Annotated in this window: 30 protein-coding genes; all 30 read left to right on the top strand. The window is 29.9% G+C overall.

Annotation, left to right across the window (positions count from 1 at the left end; translation table 4 throughout):
• Positions 1 to 220: 220 nt before the first annotated feature.
• The 30 genes from rpsJ (at position 221) to rpmF (ending at position 15,646) form a co-directional block, all read left to right on the top strand.
• Positions 221 to 529, top strand: coding sequence for a 30S ribosomal protein S10 (gene rpsJ / locus ACQW0Y_RS02840; RefSeq protein WP_427867641.1), 309 nt, complete (start codon positions 221 to 223; stop codon positions 527 to 529).
• A gap of 100 nt (positions 530 to 629) precedes the next feature.
• On the top strand, positions 630 to 1,436 hold the full coding sequence (gene rplC / locus ACQW0Y_RS02835; RefSeq protein WP_427867640.1) for a 50S ribosomal protein L3: 807 nt from the start codon (positions 630 to 632) through the stop codon (positions 1,434 to 1,436).
• Between the two features lie 2 nt (positions 1,437 to 1,438).
• Positions 1,439 to 2,362, top strand: a complete 924-nt coding sequence (rplD, locus tag ACQW0Y_RS02830; RefSeq protein WP_427867639.1) for a 50S ribosomal protein L4 — start codon at positions 1,439 to 1,441, stop codon at positions 2,360 to 2,362.
• Positions 2,362 to 2,793, top strand: coding sequence for a 50S ribosomal protein L23 (gene rplW / locus ACQW0Y_RS02825; RefSeq protein ID WP_427867638.1), 432 nt, complete (start codon positions 2,362 to 2,364; stop codon positions 2,791 to 2,793). Before rplD ends, rplW begins: the two co-directional genes overlap by 1 nt.
• A 109-nt stretch (positions 2,794 to 2,902) precedes the next feature.
• Positions 2,903 to 3,751 (top strand): 50S ribosomal protein L2, encoded by an 849-nt coding sequence (gene rplB / locus ACQW0Y_RS02820; RefSeq protein WP_427867637.1) that lies wholly within the window; start codon positions 2,903 to 2,905, stop codon positions 3,749 to 3,751.
• Complete coding sequence (rpsS, locus tag ACQW0Y_RS02815) at positions 3,751 to 4,032, top strand: 30S ribosomal protein S19 (protein WP_004417019.1); 282 nt, start codon at positions 3,751 to 3,753, stop codon at positions 4,030 to 4,032. Before rplB ends, rpsS begins: the two co-directional genes overlap by 1 nt.
• A 1-nt stretch (position 4,033) precedes the next feature.
• Positions 4,034 to 4,405, top strand: coding sequence for a 50S ribosomal protein L22 (gene rplV / locus ACQW0Y_RS02810; RefSeq protein ID WP_282459791.1), 372 nt, complete (start codon positions 4,034 to 4,036; stop codon positions 4,403 to 4,405).
• A gap of 1 nt (position 4,406) precedes the next feature.
• Entirely contained in the window at positions 4,407 to 5,150 is a 744-nt protein-coding gene (rpsC, locus tag ACQW0Y_RS02805) for a 30S ribosomal protein S3 (protein ID WP_427867636.1), read from the top strand.
• The gene (gene rplP / locus ACQW0Y_RS02800) at positions 5,128 to 5,565 is read left to right on the top strand and encodes a 50S ribosomal protein L16 (RefSeq protein WP_004417015.1); all 438 of its coding nucleotides are present in this window, start codon (positions 5,128 to 5,130) and stop codon (positions 5,563 to 5,565) included. Before rpsC ends, rplP begins: the two co-directional genes overlap by 23 nt.
• 2 nt (positions 5,566 to 5,567) lie before the next feature.
• Positions 5,568 to 5,768, top strand: coding sequence for a 50S ribosomal protein L29 (gene rpmC, locus ACQW0Y_RS02795; RefSeq protein ID WP_060823289.1), 201 nt, complete (start codon positions 5,568 to 5,570; stop codon positions 5,766 to 5,768).
• Positions 5,768 to 6,052 carry a 30S ribosomal protein S17 gene (gene rpsQ, locus ACQW0Y_RS02790; protein ID WP_004417011.1) on the top strand — a complete coding sequence of 95 codons (285 nt, stop codon included), beginning with the start codon at positions 5,768 to 5,770 and terminating at the stop codon, positions 6,050 to 6,052. Before rpmC ends, rpsQ begins: the two co-directional genes overlap by 1 nt.
• Positions 6,045 to 6,413 carry a 50S ribosomal protein L14 gene (rplN, locus tag ACQW0Y_RS02785; protein ID WP_004417010.1) on the top strand — a complete coding sequence of 123 codons (369 nt, stop codon included), beginning with the start codon at positions 6,045 to 6,047 and terminating at the stop codon, positions 6,411 to 6,413. The genes rpsQ and rplN overlap by 8 nt, the downstream gene beginning before the upstream one ends.
• Before the next feature lie 2 nt (positions 6,414 to 6,415).
• Positions 6,416 to 6,751 carry a 50S ribosomal protein L24 gene (gene rplX / locus ACQW0Y_RS02780; protein WP_427867635.1) on the top strand — a complete coding sequence of 112 codons (336 nt, stop codon included), beginning with the start codon at positions 6,416 to 6,418 and terminating at the stop codon, positions 6,749 to 6,751.
• Between the two features lie 18 nt (positions 6,752 to 6,769).
• Positions 6,770 to 7,324: a 50S ribosomal protein L5 gene (gene rplE, locus ACQW0Y_RS02775; RefSeq protein WP_004417004.1), complete on the top strand. Its 555-nt coding sequence runs from the start codon at positions 6,770 to 6,772 to the stop codon at positions 7,322 to 7,324.
• An 11-nt stretch (positions 7,325 to 7,335) separates the two neighbouring features.
• A complete protein-coding gene (locus ACQW0Y_RS02770; protein WP_004417000.1) occupies positions 7,336 to 7,521 on the top strand; it encodes a type Z 30S ribosomal protein S14 in 186 nt (61 codons plus the stop codon).
• A 2-nt stretch (positions 7,522 to 7,523) separates the two neighbouring features.
• Positions 7,524 to 7,934: a 30S ribosomal protein S8 gene (gene rpsH, locus ACQW0Y_RS02765; protein ID WP_427867634.1), complete on the top strand. Its 411-nt coding sequence runs from the start codon at positions 7,524 to 7,526 to the stop codon at positions 7,932 to 7,934.
• Positions 7,935 to 7,953: 19 nt separating this feature from the next.
• Positions 7,954 to 8,493 (top strand): 50S ribosomal protein L6, encoded by a 540-nt coding sequence (gene rplF / locus ACQW0Y_RS02760; protein WP_427867633.1) that lies wholly within the window; start codon positions 7,954 to 7,956, stop codon positions 8,491 to 8,493.
• 18 nt (positions 8,494 to 8,511) lie between these two features.
• The gene (gene rplR / locus ACQW0Y_RS02755) at positions 8,512 to 8,859 is read left to right on the top strand and encodes a 50S ribosomal protein L18 (RefSeq protein WP_427867632.1); all 348 of its coding nucleotides are present in this window, start codon (positions 8,512 to 8,514) and stop codon (positions 8,857 to 8,859) included.
• Complete coding sequence (gene rpsE / locus ACQW0Y_RS02750; RefSeq protein ID WP_427867631.1) at positions 8,859 to 9,494, top strand: 30S ribosomal protein S5; 636 nt, start codon at positions 8,859 to 8,861, stop codon at positions 9,492 to 9,494. Before rplR ends, rpsE begins: the two co-directional genes overlap by 1 nt.
• 20 nt (positions 9,495 to 9,514) lie before the next feature.
• Positions 9,515 to 9,949: a 50S ribosomal protein L15 gene (gene rplO / locus ACQW0Y_RS02745; protein ID WP_004416992.1), complete on the top strand. Its 435-nt coding sequence runs from the start codon at positions 9,515 to 9,517 to the stop codon at positions 9,947 to 9,949.
• On the top strand, positions 9,949 to 11,418 hold the full coding sequence (gene secY / locus ACQW0Y_RS02740; protein ID WP_427867630.1) for a preprotein translocase subunit SecY: 1,470 nt from the start codon (positions 9,949 to 9,951) through the stop codon (positions 11,416 to 11,418). The genes rplO and secY overlap by 1 nt, the downstream gene beginning before the upstream one ends.
• Positions 11,412 to 12,107 carry an adenylate kinase gene (locus tag ACQW0Y_RS02735; protein ID WP_427867629.1) on the top strand — a complete coding sequence of 232 codons (696 nt, stop codon included), beginning with the start codon at positions 11,412 to 11,414 and terminating at the stop codon, positions 12,105 to 12,107. Before secY ends, ACQW0Y_RS02735 begins: the two co-directional genes overlap by 7 nt.
• The gene (gene map / locus ACQW0Y_RS02730; protein ID WP_427867628.1) at positions 12,101 to 12,853 is read left to right on the top strand and encodes a type I methionyl aminopeptidase; all 753 of its coding nucleotides are present in this window, start codon (positions 12,101 to 12,103) and stop codon (positions 12,851 to 12,853) included. Before ACQW0Y_RS02735 ends, map begins: the two co-directional genes overlap by 7 nt.
• Positions 12,853 to 13,089, top strand: coding sequence for a translation initiation factor IF-1 (gene infA / locus ACQW0Y_RS02725; RefSeq protein ID WP_004416983.1), 237 nt, complete (start codon positions 12,853 to 12,855; stop codon positions 13,087 to 13,089). The genes map and infA overlap by 1 nt, the downstream gene beginning before the upstream one ends.
• Positions 13,090 to 13,103: 14 nt before the next feature.
• On the top strand, positions 13,104 to 13,217 hold the full coding sequence (rpmJ, locus tag ACQW0Y_RS02720; RefSeq protein ID WP_002881082.1) for a 50S ribosomal protein L36: 114 nt from the start codon (positions 13,104 to 13,106) through the stop codon (positions 13,215 to 13,217).
• A 5-nt stretch (positions 13,218 to 13,222) separates the two neighbouring features.
• A complete protein-coding gene (gene rpsM / locus ACQW0Y_RS02715; protein ID WP_004416979.1) occupies positions 13,223 to 13,591 on the top strand; it encodes a 30S ribosomal protein S13 in 369 nt (122 codons plus the stop codon).
• A 2-nt stretch (positions 13,592 to 13,593) separates the two neighbouring features.
• Complete coding sequence (rpsK, locus tag ACQW0Y_RS02710; protein ID WP_004416977.1) at positions 13,594 to 13,971, top strand: 30S ribosomal protein S11; 378 nt, start codon at positions 13,594 to 13,596, stop codon at positions 13,969 to 13,971.
• A 31-nt stretch (positions 13,972 to 14,002) separates the two neighbouring features.
• On the top strand, positions 14,003 to 15,064 hold the full coding sequence (locus ACQW0Y_RS02705) for a DNA-directed RNA polymerase subunit alpha (protein ID WP_427867627.1): 1,062 nt from the start codon (positions 14,003 to 14,005) through the stop codon (positions 15,062 to 15,064).
• Positions 15,064 to 15,429, top strand: coding sequence for a 50S ribosomal protein L17 (gene rplQ / locus ACQW0Y_RS02700; protein ID WP_060823286.1), 366 nt, complete (start codon positions 15,064 to 15,066; stop codon positions 15,427 to 15,429). The genes ACQW0Y_RS02705 and rplQ overlap by 1 nt, the downstream gene beginning before the upstream one ends.
• Positions 15,430 to 15,448: 19 nt before the next feature.
• A complete protein-coding gene (gene rpmF / locus ACQW0Y_RS02695) occupies positions 15,449 to 15,646 on the top strand; it encodes a 50S ribosomal protein L32 (protein WP_004416971.1) in 198 nt (65 codons plus the stop codon).
• Positions 15,647 to 15,999 lie beyond the last annotated feature (353 nt).

The raw sequence follows: 15,999 nt of genomic DNA, 5'->3' as shown, positions 1-15,999 counted from the left end.
AAAATATGGCGCCAGATTACTTACGTATACTGGAACGCCATATTTTTAATTTTTATTGGCTAATATTTTTTGTAAAAAAAACACAAAAAAAATGTTTTTGGTATAATTAATAAGCAACTATGCAAAGAAACATAAGGTTACGATATGCCGAGCTTAGTTGTTCATCTCGGTTATTGAGAACTTATGCGGAGTACTTCATTAATGAAGAAGGAGAACAAACATGGCAAAATTAGAAGTTAAGATTAAGTCTTTTGAAGCCGGATTAGTAGATGATGCTGCTAAAAAAATCGTTCTACTAGCAAAAGCTGAAAAAGCAACAGTAAGTGGACCAATTCCTTTACCTACAAAAAAAGAAATTGTTACCATTTTAAGATCTGTTCACGTTAACAAAAAATCTCGTGAACAATTCGAAAGCAGAACTCACAAACGTCTAATTGTTTTATCAGATGTTTCTGAAACATTAATCGATAAAGCAAAAAGACTTGAATTACCTGCTGGTGTTCAAATTAGTGTTAAATCTGTAGCATAATACAGATTATTATTTTTTTTAAATATATACAATATATACATGTATATATAAACGCACTTTTTTAAATTGAACAACAAAATAAAAAAATGAAAGGAAAAAAATGAAAGGAATCTTAGGAAGAAAAGTTGGAATGACTCAACTATTCACAAGCGAAGGTAAATTAATTCCTGTGACTATAGTTGAAGTTAAACCAAATGTTGTTACTAATGTTTTAACAGAAGAAAAAAACGGTTATGTTGCAACACAACTTAGTTTAGAAGATAAGAAAAAATCTCAAATTAAGAAACCTGAAGTAAACTATTTCAAACAAGCAAATACAACACCTAAGCGATTCGTAAAAGAAATCCGTAACATGTCAGGATTTAACTTAGGTGAAACATTAGATGCCTCAATTTTTGAAGGTGGAGATGTTGTTGATGTTACGGCGATTTCAAAAGGAAAAGGTTTTGCCGGAACCATTAAAAGATGAAACCAACACATCGGACCTAAATCACACGGTGGTGGTGGTGGTTCACAACCTATTAGACAAACCGGTTCTATTGGTGACATTTCTGGAAACAGAGTTTGAAAAGGTATGACAATGCCTGGTCACCTTGGAGCTGAACAAGTTACAATTCAAAACCTAGAAGTGGTAAAAAGTGATGCTGAAAACAATTTATTATTAGTTAAGGGAAGTGTTCCTGGAGCTAAAGGTGCATTACTAGTTATTAAAAATGCTAAAAAATCAGTTCAAAAGAAAGCAGAAATTAAATTAGTAAACTTAAAAGAAGCTCTAGCTAAAAATAAAATTTTTGAACAAGCTAAAAAATACAACCTTGAATTAAATATGGAAATGTCATTAAAAGAAATGAAAAAAGCTTTAGAAGATGCTATTGCTAATGCTGAAGCAGCAGAAGGAGATAAATAATTATGGCTACAGTAGTTGATAAATACTATATCTCAGAAACATTTGACAAAGACAGAAATATTTCATTTAATTTTAAGAAAGCTAAAGAAAAAGTTTCAGGAAATTTTGCTAACTTTATCGATGCAGTTAATGAATTTATTAATGTTAGTGAAAAATCTGAAAACGATACACGTGTATGATTCCACCGTAATGGAGCATATAGCGGAAGTGTTAATTTAGAAAAAGCTAGAATTATTGCAAACAGAGTTTTAGAAGCTCATGTTGAAAATGAGAATGCTATTGAATTTATTGAAAAAGAAAACTTAGTAGATAAATCAGTTGCAAAAGTTACTAAAAAACAAGAAAATAACGATTTACCAAAAAGTGTTTTTGGATTAGAAAAAATTCACACACAATCAGTATTCGATGCTATTTTAGTTGAAAGAGGATCAAAACGCCTAGCAACTCATAAAGTTAAAAACCGTGGAGAAGTTAGCGGAACTGGTAAAAAACCATGACCACAAAAACACACCGGTAATGCGCGTGCTGGATCACTAAGAAGCCCAATTTTTGTTGGTGGTGGTAGAGCATTCGGTCCTACAACTGAAAGAAATTACAATTTAAAAATTAACAAAAAAGCAAGAAAAAATGCTTTATTCTCAGCATTAACAATGTTAGCAAACGCAAACGCTGTTTTAGTTAGAGAATATGAATTAGACAAAATTTCAACAAGAGCCTTATTAGTTGAATTAAACAAAGATGATTTAATTAACTTAAATAATGTTTTAATTGTTTCATCAAATGAAGTTGTTTTCAAATCAGCTAAAAATTTACCAAATGTAAATGTGTCAAAAGTAACATCTTTATCAATTGAAGCTTTAGTTGCTGCTGACGTATTAGTAATTAGTGAAAAAGATATTAAATTCTTAGAAGGGATGGCAAAATAATGAATATTAATGAAGTTATTAAATACCCAGTTTTAACAGAAAAATCTGAAATTGCTAGAACTAATCAAAACGTTTATACATTTGTAGTTGATAAGAGAACAAATAAAATCGAAGTTAAAAAGGCTGTTGAATTTATTTTTGATGTTAAAGTAAAAAGAGTAAACATCATTAATTACGATAAAAAACCTGCTAAATTAGGTAGATTTGCTGGTTTTACAAATGCAGTTAAAAAAGCGATTGTATACTTAGATGAAAATTCAAAAATTGTTTTATTTGCTGAAGAAGCTAAAGAAGCAAAAAAAGCAGTTGAAAACGAAGCAAAAACTGAAAAAGTAGCAGAAGTTAAAGAAATTTCAGAAGCAGAAAAGAAAGCCGCTGAAAAAATTAAAAAAGCAGCTGAAGCAAAAGCTAAAAAAGCTGAAGAAAAATAATTAATCTTGAAAACCTTTGAAAACCTATAAGATTAATTTTAAAAAATAGATTAAATTCTTAAAAGACAAACTAAATAAAATATTTTTAAGAAACGGAGAAAGAAAAACAATGGCTATTAAAAAATTTAAAGCTTATACAAATGGTCGTCGTAATATGTCTTCTCTTGACTATCAAGCAAATTTAACTGGACATAAACCAGAAAAATCATTGCTTCTAGCACTTCCTTCACATTCAGGAAGAAATAACCAAGGTAAAATTACAACTCGTCACCACGGCGGTAGATTAAAAAGATTTTACCGTATTATTGATTTCAAAAGATATGACAAAGATGGAATCGAAGCTACTGTTAAAACAATCGAATACGATCCAAACAGATCAGCAAATATTTCATTAATTGTTTATCGTGATGGGGAAAAAAGATATATTATCAGCCCAAAAAACATTAAAGTTGGACAAAAAGTTGTTTCAGGTGAAAATGTTGATATCCAAATCGGAAATAACTTACCATTAGGAAATATTCCTGAAGGTACATTTGTTCACAACATCGAATTACAACCAAAACAAGGTGGAATTATCGCTCGTTCAGCTGGTAGTTCAGCACAAATTTTAGGTAAAGATGAATCAGGAAAATACATCATCTTAAGATTAAAATCAGGTGAAGTTAGAAAAGTTCTAGGTGTATGTCGTGCTACAATCGGAGAAGTTGGTAATGAAGAACATTCATTAGTTAACATCGGTAAAGCTGGAAGAAATAGATTAAGAGGAATTAGACCTACAGTTAGAGGTTCTGCAATGAACCCTAATGATCACCCACATGGTGGTGGTGAAGGTAAACAACCAATCGGTAGAAAATCACCAATGACACCATGAGGTAAAAAAGCTCTTGGAGTTAAAACCAGAGCAACTAAAAAATCATCTAACCAATTTATTATTAGAAGAAGAAAGGAAAGTAAATAATGTCTCGTTCATTAAAGAAAGCGCCTTTTGTTGATGATCATTTAATGAAAAAAGTAGTTGCTATTATTGAAAACAAAGTTCCTAAACGTCCAATTAAAACTTGATCAAGACGTTCAACAATTTACCCTGAATTTATTGGCTTAACATTCCAAGTTCATAATGGCCATGCATTTATTGATGTATTCGTAACCAATGACATGGTAGGTCACAAATTAGGAGAATTTGCCCCAACAAGAACATTTAATGGTCATGGAGCAGATAAAGCAAAAGGAAAGAAATAATATGGCACAAGTAGTTAAAGCATCAGTTAAAATGCAAAGAATCAGCGCAAGAAAAGCAAGATTAGTTGCAGATTTAATTCGTTATAAATCAGCTACACAAGCATTAGTGATTTTACAAACAACAAATAAAAAGGCTTCAGAAATTATTCTTAAACTTCTAAATTCAGCTATTGCTAACGCAACAAATAACTTTGGTTTAGATGCTACTAAATTAGTAGTTTCAAAAATTTTAGTAAACGAAGGTCCTACTCTAAAAAGATTTCAACCACACTCACGTGGTAAAGCATACCCAATTTTAAAAAGAACAAGTCACTTTTACATTGAATTATTAGAATTAAATAAAGACGAACAACTAGATATGGAGGCAAAATAATATGGGTCAAAAAGTTAATCCAAATGGATTCCGTTTTGGTGTTACAAAACCACATAATACTATTTGATATTCAGATAAAGAAAATTTTGCTAACTTATTACTAGAAGATCAAAAGATTTATGATTTCTTTGATAAGAGAGTTCGTGAATATTTAATCGGAAATGTTCAAATTAAGAGAAATCAAAATGGAAACGTTATTGTTTATGTTTTTACAGCTAAACCTGCTGCATTATTAGGAACAAATGGCGATAACATCAAAGCATTAACATTAGCTCTTAAAAAAGAACTAAAAAATAAAAACTTAAATATTGCAATTGACGTAATCGAATTAAAAAATCCAGATTTAAATGCTAGATTATTAGCAGAAGGAATTGCAGTTAAATTAGAAAACCGTGGAAGCTTCAGATTAGCACAAAAATTTGCTATTAAAAGTGCTATGAAAGCAGGAGCAAAAGGTATTAAAACCTCAGTATCTGGTCGTTTAAATGGTGTTGATATGGCTAGAACAGAAGGATACACTGAAGGAGAAATGAAATTACATACTTTAAGACAAGATGTTGATTATGCTGTAGCTAGAGCAAAAACAACATATGGTATTTTAGGTATTAAAGTTTGAGTTTCTTTAGGTGAAATTTTAGAAAATGGTAAAGCACAAGTTAGTGCATTAGAATCTAATAAAACTGAGAGAAAACCTAGAACTATTAGAAAGGGCGGTGAAAAACATGCTTCAACCAAAGAGAACTAAACATAGAAAAATGTTCCGAATCCGTCATGACAAAACTAAAGCACATAGAAATAACACTGTTTCATTTGGTGAATTTGGTTTAAAATCAACATCATCAGCATGAATTAGTGCAAGACAAATCGAAGCTGCTCGTATTGCGATTACTCGTCGTATGGGTCGTGAAGGTAAAGTTATTATTAAAATATTCCCACATATGTCAAAAACATCTAAACCTATCGGTGTACGTATGGGTTCTGGTAAAGGTAGTCCAGATCAATGATTTGCAGTTGTTAAAGAAGGAACTGTAATGTTTGAAGTTATGGGTAACCAAGTAGATACTATGAAAGATGCTTTAAGATTAGGTGGTCACAAATTACCAGTTACTTGAAAAATAGTTGCTAAAGAAGTTGCGCTTGAAACAGAAGGAGAAAAATAATTATGTCATATATTGAATTAAAGAAAAAATCAGTTGAAGAATTAACAAATTTATTAGCTGAATTAAAAGCAGAATTATTTTCATTACGTTTTAAAAATGCAACTCGTCAATTAGACCAAACACACAAAATTAATTTAGTTAAAAAAGATATTGCTAGAACATTAACCGCTTTAAATGCTAAAAAAGAAGAAGGAGATAAATAATGGAACAAGTTGTTAGAGAAAACCGTCGTAAAAAACTTGTTGGAACCGTAATTAGTACTAAAAACGAAAAAACTATTACTGTTATGGTTGAAACATACGAAAAACACCCATTATATTCAAAACGTTTCAAAGTTTCTAAGAAATTTGCTGTTCATGATGAAAAAAATGAAGCAAAAATTGGAGATGTTGTTGAAATCCAAGAAACAAGACCACTTTCAAAAACTAAACACTTTAGATTAGTTGAAATTAAATCACACGCTATTGGAGGAAATGAAAATGCTTAGTGAATTTTCTAGATGTAATGTAGCTGACAACTCAGGTGCTAAAGAAGTTATGATTATTAAGAACCTAGGAGGTTCAATCGTAAGAAGCACAAACATCGGTGATGTAGTAGTTGTTACTGTTAAAAAAGCAATTCCTAATGGTGTTGTTAAAGAAGGTCAAGTTTTAAAAGCTGTTATTGTTAGAACAAAAAGAGGTATTGCTAGAGATAATGGTTCATACATTAGATTTGATGACAATGCTGTAGTTTTAATTAAAGAAGATGGTACTATGAGAGGTACTCGGGTATTTGGTCCAGTAGCTAGAGAATTACGTGAAAAAGGATATTTAAAAATAATTTCATTAGCTCCGGAGGTTTTATAATTATGTCTCAAGCTAAAATTAGAAAAAATGATATTGTTTTAGTTATTTCAGGTAAAGAAAAAGGAAAATTTGCTTCAGTTTTATCAACAGATGTTAAAAAACAAACCGTTGTTCTAAAAGAAGTTAACATGAAAACTAAACACCACAAACCTTCTCAAGAAAACACAGAAGGAAAAATTGAAAAGAAGGAATTCCCAATCCACGTTTCAAACGTTGCATACTTAGCTAAAAAAGGTGCACAAGGACAAAAATCAGTTGGAACAAAAATTGGATTCAAAGTTGATGCTAAAACCGGTAAAAAACAAAGAGTTATGAAAAAAGTTAATAAGGTTATATAGTAAAAAGGAGAAATTATTATGGCTAAATTAGAATTAGAAAAGAAATATTTAGAATCAGTTCGTCCAGAACTTGTAAAAGAATTCGGTTATTCATCAGTAATGCAAGCTCCTCGTTTACAAAAAATTGTTATTAACATGACAGCCGGAAATGAAGTATCAAACTCAAAAGCTATTGAAGAAGTTATGGTTGAACTATCACAAATTACTGGTCAAAAACCATACCAAACAGTAGCTAAAAAATCATTGGCTTCTTGAAAATTACGTGAAGGTATGCCAATGGGTGGAAAAGTAACATTAAGACGTGAAAGAATGTGATCATTTTTAACAAAATTAATTAACGTTGCTTTACCTCGTGTACGTGACTTTAATGGTACAAGTCTAAAAAGTTTTGATGGTCGTGGAAACTATGCCATCGGTATTAAAGAAGAAATCATTTTCCCAGAAATTTCATTCGATAAGATTCGTAAATTAAAAGGTATGGATATTATCCTTGTAACAAGCGCAAACTCAGATAAAGAAGCATTTTCATTATTGAAAAAACTTGGAATTCCATTTGCAAAGGGTAACAATTAAGGAGAATTTGTATGGCAAGAAAAGCATTAATGATTAAAGCTGAACGTGAACCAAAATTTTCAGTTAGAAAATACACACGTTGCCAAATTTGTGGTCGTGTTCACGCAGTGTTACGTAAATATAAAATTTGTAGAATTTGTTTTAGAGAATTAGCACATGAAGGAAAAATTCCTGGTGTAAAGAAAGCGAGCTGATAATTATGGCTATTATTACAGATCCAATAGCAGATATGTTTGTAAGAATTAAGAATTCTATTTCAAGAAAATATCACGAAGTAGTTGTTCCTCATTCAAACAAAAAAGAAAAAATCTTAGAAATCTTTGCTAAAGAAGGGTACATTACTTCTTATGAAGTTACAACTTCAGAAAAAGGTTTCAAAGAAATTAAAATAACCTTAAAATACAAAGGAATGAATCAAAATTTATCTGCAATTACAGATATTAAGAAAGTTTCAAAACCAGGCTTAAAAGTATATTCAGCTGCTGATAAATTACCTCGTGTTTTAAGTGGATATGGTACAGCAATTATTTCAACTTCAAAAGGTTTATTAACTGATAAGGAAGCAAGAAAAGCTAACTTAGGTGGCGAAGTTATTGCTTTCATCTGATAGTTAAAATAAAGGCAAAAATATGTCAAGAATCGGAAAAAGAGTTTTATCAATTCCAGCCGGCGTTGAAGTATCATTATCAAAAAACCATATTATTATTAAAGGTAATTTAGGACAATTAGAATATACATTTTCACCATTAATTTCAGTTGTTGTTGAAAATAATGAAATTAAAACTTTAAGAAGCAATGAAGACAAAACTACAAAACAATTACACGGAACAACAAATGCAAATATTAGCAACATGCTAATCGGAGTTTCAAAAGGTTACAAAAAAGAAATCGAAATAAAAGGTGTTGGTTATAAAGCAACACTAAAGGGAAATGATATTGAAGTTATTGCTGGTTACTCACACAGTGTTGTTAAATCAATACCTTCAAATCTAAAAGTAGAAGTACCAAAACCAACAAACATTATTATTTCAGGTATTGATAAACAAGCTGTTGGAGAATTTGCTGCAAACTTAAGAGATATTAGACGTCCAAGTCCATATTCTGGTAAAGGTATTATGTACAAAGATGAAGTTATTAGACGTAAGGAAGGAAAAACTGCTGCTAAGTAGTTTAAATAGGTAAAAATTATGTTATCAAGAAACGAAAAACGTAAAGCTAAACATTTAAAAATTACAAATAAATTAGCAAAAGGAACGGCACAAAGACCACGTGTAGTTGTTTTTAAATCATTACACAACTTTTATGCTCAAGCAGTTAACGATACAACCCATACAACATTAGCTTCATTTTCAACAAGACAATTAGCAGAAAAAGGAAATAATATCGAAGCAGTTAAATTAGTAGCAAAAGAATTTGCTTTAAAATTAAAAGAAGCAAAAGTTTCAGAAATTGTTTTTGACCGTTCAGGTTACATTTATCACGGTAAATTAGCAGCTTTTGCTGACACATTAAGAGAAGAAGGGATTAAATTCTAATGGCTGAAGAATTAAAGAAAGAAAATACTGAAGTAGCTAAAGAAACTAAAGTTGTTTCTGCAGTTAAAAAACCAGAAGTTAAAGAAAATTCTAAACCAGCAGGTGAAAGAAGAACCTTTACTCATAAAAAACAATTTAATGCTACTCCAGCAGTAAAATTATTTGAAGAAAAAGTTATTGATATTGCCAGAGTTACAACTGTTGTTAAAGGTGGGAGAAGATTCTCATTCTCAGCATATGTTGTTGTTGGTGATAAAAAAGGTAAAGTTGGTTTCGGGCACGGAAAAGCAAATGAAGTTCAAGACGCAATTAAAAAAGCAGTTAAAGATGCACAAAAGAACGTATTTAATGTTCCAGTTGTAAATGGAACTATTCCACACGAAATTAAAGAAAAATTCCTAGCTTCAAAAGTACAATTACGTCCAGCTCCTAAAGGTACTGGTATTATTGCCTCAAACACCGTTCGTGCTGTAGTTGAATTAGCTGGTTATACCGATATTTCAACAAAAACATATGGCTCAAGAACTAAACAAAATATTGTTCACGCAACTGTAAATGCACTTAAAAAAGTTAAAACAGTTGAAGAAATTGCTAAATTACGTGACATTGATGTAAAACATTTATTAGCTAAATAATTAATAAGGAGATTGTTATTATGAAATTACATACATTAAAAGCAACACCTGGTGCTCGTAAAGAAAAACATCGTGTAGGTCGTGGGCATGCAGCTGGTAAAGGTAAACAAGCTGGTAGAGGACAAAGTGGACAAACAAAAAGAAGTACAGTTAGACTAGGCTTTGAAGGTGGGCAATTACCACTATTCAGAAGAATTCCAAAACGTGGATTTAATAATGTAAACCACGTTGAATATCAAGTAGTGAACCTATCTTCATTAGAAGAAAGATTTGCTAACAACGAAGTTGTTTCATATGAAACATTAGCAGCTAAAAACCTAATTAAAGGTCAATTACCTGTTAAAATTTTAGGAAGAGGAACTTTAACTAAAAAATTAACAGTTACAATTCCTACTCTTTCACAATCAGCTAGAGAGGCTATTGAAAAAGTCGGAGGAAAAATCGAGGTTCAATAATGGCTAAAAAATCAAAAGTAGAAAAGGAAATGTACAACAAAAGACTTGAACGTAAATTAGCTATTGACAAGTTTTTTGCCCAAAAGAGAAACTCCTGATCAGAGTGATGAAAAAACCATGGTCTTTTTAAAAAGATCTTGTTTACTCTTTTCATTATTGCCCTTTTCTTAGCAGCTGGTACAATTACGCTACCAGGTGTTGAATTAGCACATCAAGATAAATTGAATCAAGGTGATTTCTTTGGTATTTTAAACTTAGTAGGTGGTGGAGGATTACGAAGATTCTCCATTGTTGCTTTAGGGATCGGACCATTTATTTCTTCATCACTGGTAATGATGATTTTACAAACAAAAGCATTTCCAGCGATTTATCGATTAAGTCAATCAGGTCCGCTTGGAAGAATAAAAATTAATTTTATTACTTATACTGCAACGCTCTTTTTTGCAATATTTCAAGCAATATTAATAACAAGAGCATTACTAAATCCAACCGATAACTTTGGAATTAGATTTTCAGAAAATATTGTTAAATCATTAGGTGAAAAAGGTACTTTTGCTTACCAATGAATTATTCTTCCATTATTATTAGTAGCAGGTTCTTTCTTCTCACTTTTCTTATCTGAACAAATAACAAATAAGGGAGTTGGAAATGGAACAAGCTTAATTATTTTTGTAGGTATCGCTAGTTCTTTAATTCCTACTTTTAGACATGCGTTTGAATACTACATGCCTTCAGTAAAAAATAACAACTCGGTTGTTTTAAAAGAAACATTAAATTTTGTAGTTTATTTACTTGCTTATTCTTTAGTAATATTTGTAGTTACAGTATTTACTTTAGCAGAAAGAAGAATTCCAATTCAACAAGTTGGAGCAGGTTTATCAAAAACCGAAAAAGAATTAAGTTATCTACCAATTAAAGCTAATCCAGCTGGAATTATGTCAGTAATTTTTTCAATGATGGTACTTTCAGTTCCAACAATGATTGCTGGGTTATTTAATCCCGATACAAGCAGATACTACCAATGAGTTTATTCAAATCTTCAATTAACTCAACCATTAGGATTTTTCTTATTTGTTATTATTACATTTGGACTAACAATTTTAATGGGTATTCAACAATCTAAAATTGATAAGATTAGTGAAGATTTTGCAAAAAGCAGTACATTCATTCCTGGAATTAGACCAGGTGAACAAACTGAAAACTATTTATTAAATACAGTTTTAAGATTATCATTTTTCTCAGCTGGATATTTAATAATTTTAGGGGCATTACAATTTATACAACAAATGTTTGGAATGCCAGCACCAATCGCATTTGGTGGAACTTCAATTATGATTCTTGTTTCAACAGCTACTGAAACTGTTCAACAAATTCAGGCAAGATATAAATCACAAGAACTTGCTAGAAGAAGACGTATGATTAAAGAATTAAAAGAAGTATATGGAGAGGAAGAAGATTTAATATGATAAAAGAATGTTGTTGTAATCATGAAGCAAAATGTCAAAGCAAAAAACCTAACTTAATTTTTATCGGAGCCCCAGGCGCTGGTAAAGGTTCTGTTGCTAACTTAATTGTTCAAAATTTTGGATACTTTCAATTATCAACAGGCGATATGTTTCGTCAAGAAATAAAAAATAAAACCGACTTAGGATTAAAAATTAAAAACATATTAGATTCAGGCAAATATGTTGATAATGATATTACTAATCAATTAGTAGAAAAAAAACTAACAGAATTAGTAAAAAAAGAAATTCCATTTATTTTAGATGGTTTTCCAAGAACAATAGATCAAGCTGAGTTTTTGGATGATTTGAAGGAAAAAGGAATTAATATTGACAAAGTGATTTTATTAAAAATTACAAATGAACAAATTATTGAACGTTTATCAAAACGAAGAATTTGTCCTTCATGTAAAACAATTTATCATTTAGAATCATTTCCTCCATTAGATGATAAATTCTGTACAAAATGTCATACTGAAGTTGTCAAAAGAGCTGATGATGAAGAAGAAGTAATATTAAAACGTCTTGCGATCTATAACGATCAAACAAAATGTTTAATTGATTTTTATAAAAACAAAGGACTTGTTTTAGAAATCAACAGTTATCAAGAATTAAATAAAGTGTTTGAGGATGTTAAGAAGGCTTTACAATGATAAGAATTAAAAATCAAATTGAAATTCAAAAAATCAAAAAAGCTTGCGCAATCTTGGCAGAAGTCAAAAAAATTATTTGAGACTTCATAAGTCCAGGCGTTTCTTTAAAAGAAATTGATAGCGTCGCTTTTAAAGAAATTAAAAAAAGAGGAGGAAAACCTGCTTTCTTAGGACAATATGGTTTTCCTGGCACTTGCTGTATCTCAGTAAATGAGGAATTAATTCATGGAATTCCATCTGATTATGTTGTTAAAGATGGTGACATCGTTAAAATTGACACTGGAGTAATTTGGGAAGGGTATTATTCTGACTCAGCATTTACTAAAGGTGTTGGTAATATTAGTGAAAAAGATAAGGAATTAATTCAAGTAGCAAAAGACGCTTTTTATGCTGGTTTTAATGCAATTAAAGTTGGTAAAAGAATTGGAGACATTTCAGCTGCTATTGGAAATTATATTCGTCAAAAAGGTTACTATACTCCTGATGAGTTTTGTGGCCATGGGATTGGACGTGAATTACACGAAGATCCATTTGTTTCAAATGACGGAATTCCAAATAGTGGACCAATTATTAAAAATGGTATGGTAATTTGCATTGAACCAATGATTTTACAAAAATCTAAAAAAGTAATGATAAAAAAAGATAATTGAACAGTAGTGGACCCATTAGGATATAATACAGCTCATTATGAGCAAACTGTATTAATTGATAATGGAGAAGCTTATATATTATCAGGAGATAACATTTAATGGGAAAAAACAAAAAAGAAAAAAAAGAAGAAGTTATTAAAATGACTGGTAAAGTTACCAAAATGCATTCAACAAAAAATTATGATGTTTTACTAGAAAATGATCAAGAAATTAAAGCTTATATTTCTGGAAAAATGTCATTACATAATATCAAACTTATTCCCGGTGATATGGTTGATGTAGAAATCAGTCCTTTTAATTTAACATTAGGTAGAATAGTTTTTCGCCATAAATAAATTTAAGGAGAATTATGAAAGTTAGAGCATCGATTAAACGTATTTGCAAAGACTGTAAAATAATTAAAAGACATGGTGTTAATAGAGTAATCTGTATTAACCCTAAACATAAACAAAGACAAGGATAAAAGAAATGGCCAGAGTTTTAAATATAGAAATTCCAAATAATAAAAAAGCTCGTATTTCTCTAACTTATATTTTTGGTATTGGTCCAACAATTGCTAAACAAATTTTGGCTGATGCTAATGTAGATGGAGAAAAAAGAGTTAAAGAATTAACAGAAGAAGAATTAACACGTATCAGAGATGAAGCTAAAAAATATACTACCGAAGGTGATTTAAAAAGAGAAATTAACTTAAACATTAAGAGATTAATGGAAATTAAATCATATCGTGGTATTAGACATAGAAAAGGATTACCTGTAAGAGGTCAATCAACAAAGAAAAATGCAAGAACAAGAAAAGGTCCTAGAAAGACAATCGCTGGAAAGAAAGGTAAATAATAATGGCTAAGAAAAATAAAAAAGTTGTTACACAAGGTATTGCACATATTCACTCAACATACCAAAATACAATTGTTTCTTTTTCAGATTTAAAAGGTAATGTTTTTGCATGATCATCATCAGGAGCTATTGGATATAAAGGTACTAAAAAGAAAACCCCATATGCTGCTGGTTTAGCAGCTGCTGCTGCAGTAGAAAAAGCTAAAGAATTTGGTTTAAAAGAAGTATCAATTTTAGTTAAAGGTGTTGGTCCAGGAAAATCAACAGCTCGTAAACAAATTGAAACAAGTGGATTTACAATTAAAGATGTTAAAGATGTAACCCCTACACCTCACAATGGTACTCGTCCTCCAAAGAAAATTCTTAAAAGAGAAAAATAATTAAATTAGGAAAATAATAAAAGAGGATATTATGGAAAAAATTCAAAAAATAACTTATAAAGAATTGGTCGCTGAAAAAGTTAATGATTTTAATACAACATTTGTTATCGAGCCTTTAGCTCGTGGATATGCAAATACAATGGGAACTGTTTTAAGAAGAACATTACTTTCTTCAATTACATCAGTTGCTCCTTTTGCAATTAAAATTAATAATGTTGAACATGAATTTCAAACAATTAGCGGTTTAAAAGAAGATGCTATTACTTTAGTTAGAAATATTAGAAATATTCGTTTCGTTTATAATGAAGAAATTTTTGAAAAAGAAAACTTAGCAAAAATTTCATTTAAAACAAATAAAGAAGGTGAAATTTTTGCCTCAGATATTCCTGAAGTTAGTGGGTTAGAAATTGTTAATAAAGATCAATATATTGCTAACATCGCTAAAGGCGGAAGTTTAGAATTTGATTTATTTTTAAGAAAAGGCCGTGGCTTTATCGATTTTGAAGAAAACAAAAACGTTATTAGTCAATATGGTTCAAGACTAGAATCTTCAATTAAAAATGGTCAATTTTTAGCAATGGATAGTGATTTTAGCCCTGTGAAAAAATGTGCAATTTCTTTTGAAGAATTAAACAGCTCTTCAAAACTAATTGAAGAAAGATTAAAAATTAAAATCGAAACAGATTGCACAGTTAGTGCTAAAGAAGCAATAGAACAAGCAGCAAAAATTATTGTTTCACATTTCCAAATTATCGGAAATATTAATGCTTTAGAAACTATTGAATTATTTGAAGAAAATAAAGAAAAGAAAGAAAGAGAAATTAAGTCTACAACTCCAATTACCAAATTAGGTTTATCTGTAAGATCTGAAAATGCTTTAAGAAGAGCTAAATATAATACTGTAGAAGAAGTTTTAGGCTTAAGCGACGAAGAATTATCTAATATTAAAAACTTGGGTAAAAAATCAATTCAAGATATTATTGAAAAAAGAAATGAATGAAAAGAAAGAATTGGTTATGACGATGGCCAATCAGATAATTTCATAATAGAATCATTAGACCAATTAAATAATTCAGAAGAGGGAGAAGAATAATGGCTAACCCAAAACAAGTATTTCGTAGAAATACAGAATGATGAAACCATGTAGAAAGATCTTTAGTTACAGATTTATTAGTAAATGGACAAGTTAAAACAACTTTAGAAAGAGCAAAAAGAATTAGATCAAACGCTGAAAAAATGATTACTTTAGGGAAGAAAAACACCCTTGCAACTCGTAGACAAGCAGCAAAATTTTTAAGACTTATTCCTTCAAAAGTGGAAAATAAAGACTCATTACAATATTTATTTGATGTATTAGCACCAAAATACGCAGAAAGAAACGGTGGATATACAAGAATTGTTAAAATTAACAACCGTGCTGGTGACAACGCAAAAATGGCAATTATTAAATTAGTATAAAAGTTAGGAGAAAAGTAAAATGGCTATAGTTCCAAAGAGAAAAACTTCAAAACAAAGAAAAAATTTAAGAAGAAGTCATCACGCATTAACAGCTGTAACATTAGTAGAATGTAAACACTGTAAACAATCAATTATTCCTCACCAAGCATGTAAATATTGTGGATTTTATAAAGAAGAAAAAGTTCTTAAAAATGCTATTAACGATAAAATTAAATAATTTAGCTTTAAGGTAACAGGTTTAAAAGCCTGTTATTTTTTTTATAATAATATTATTTTTCATTCCAAAAAATCTTGCAAAAATTGACAGTAAAAAACTACTTGAAAAAAAATAAAAAAAATTAATAATTTCCTTGTTTTTTTATATATAATAATAAGGCTTCTTAACTATAAAAACATCTTTGTTTCCAAGGTTAAAAAGATTTTGTTAAAAAAATAAAAATTTTTAATAAAAAAAATAAAAAAGCGTATAATACTAAATGTAGCATTTTTTTGCTGCTAATAGTTTTTACACTATTGATAGTTCTTTGAAAACTGGATACGAATACCATAACGTCAATTTTAATTTTAAAT

Source organism: Mycoplasmopsis arginini (assembly GCF_965278885.1).
GTDB lineage: Bacteria > Bacillota_I > Bacilli_A > Mycoplasmatales > Metamycoplasmataceae > Metamycoplasma > Metamycoplasma arginini_B.
The sequence above is the reverse complement of the archived record's forward strand: the minus strand, read 5'-3'. Positions and strand labels throughout refer to the sequence as shown.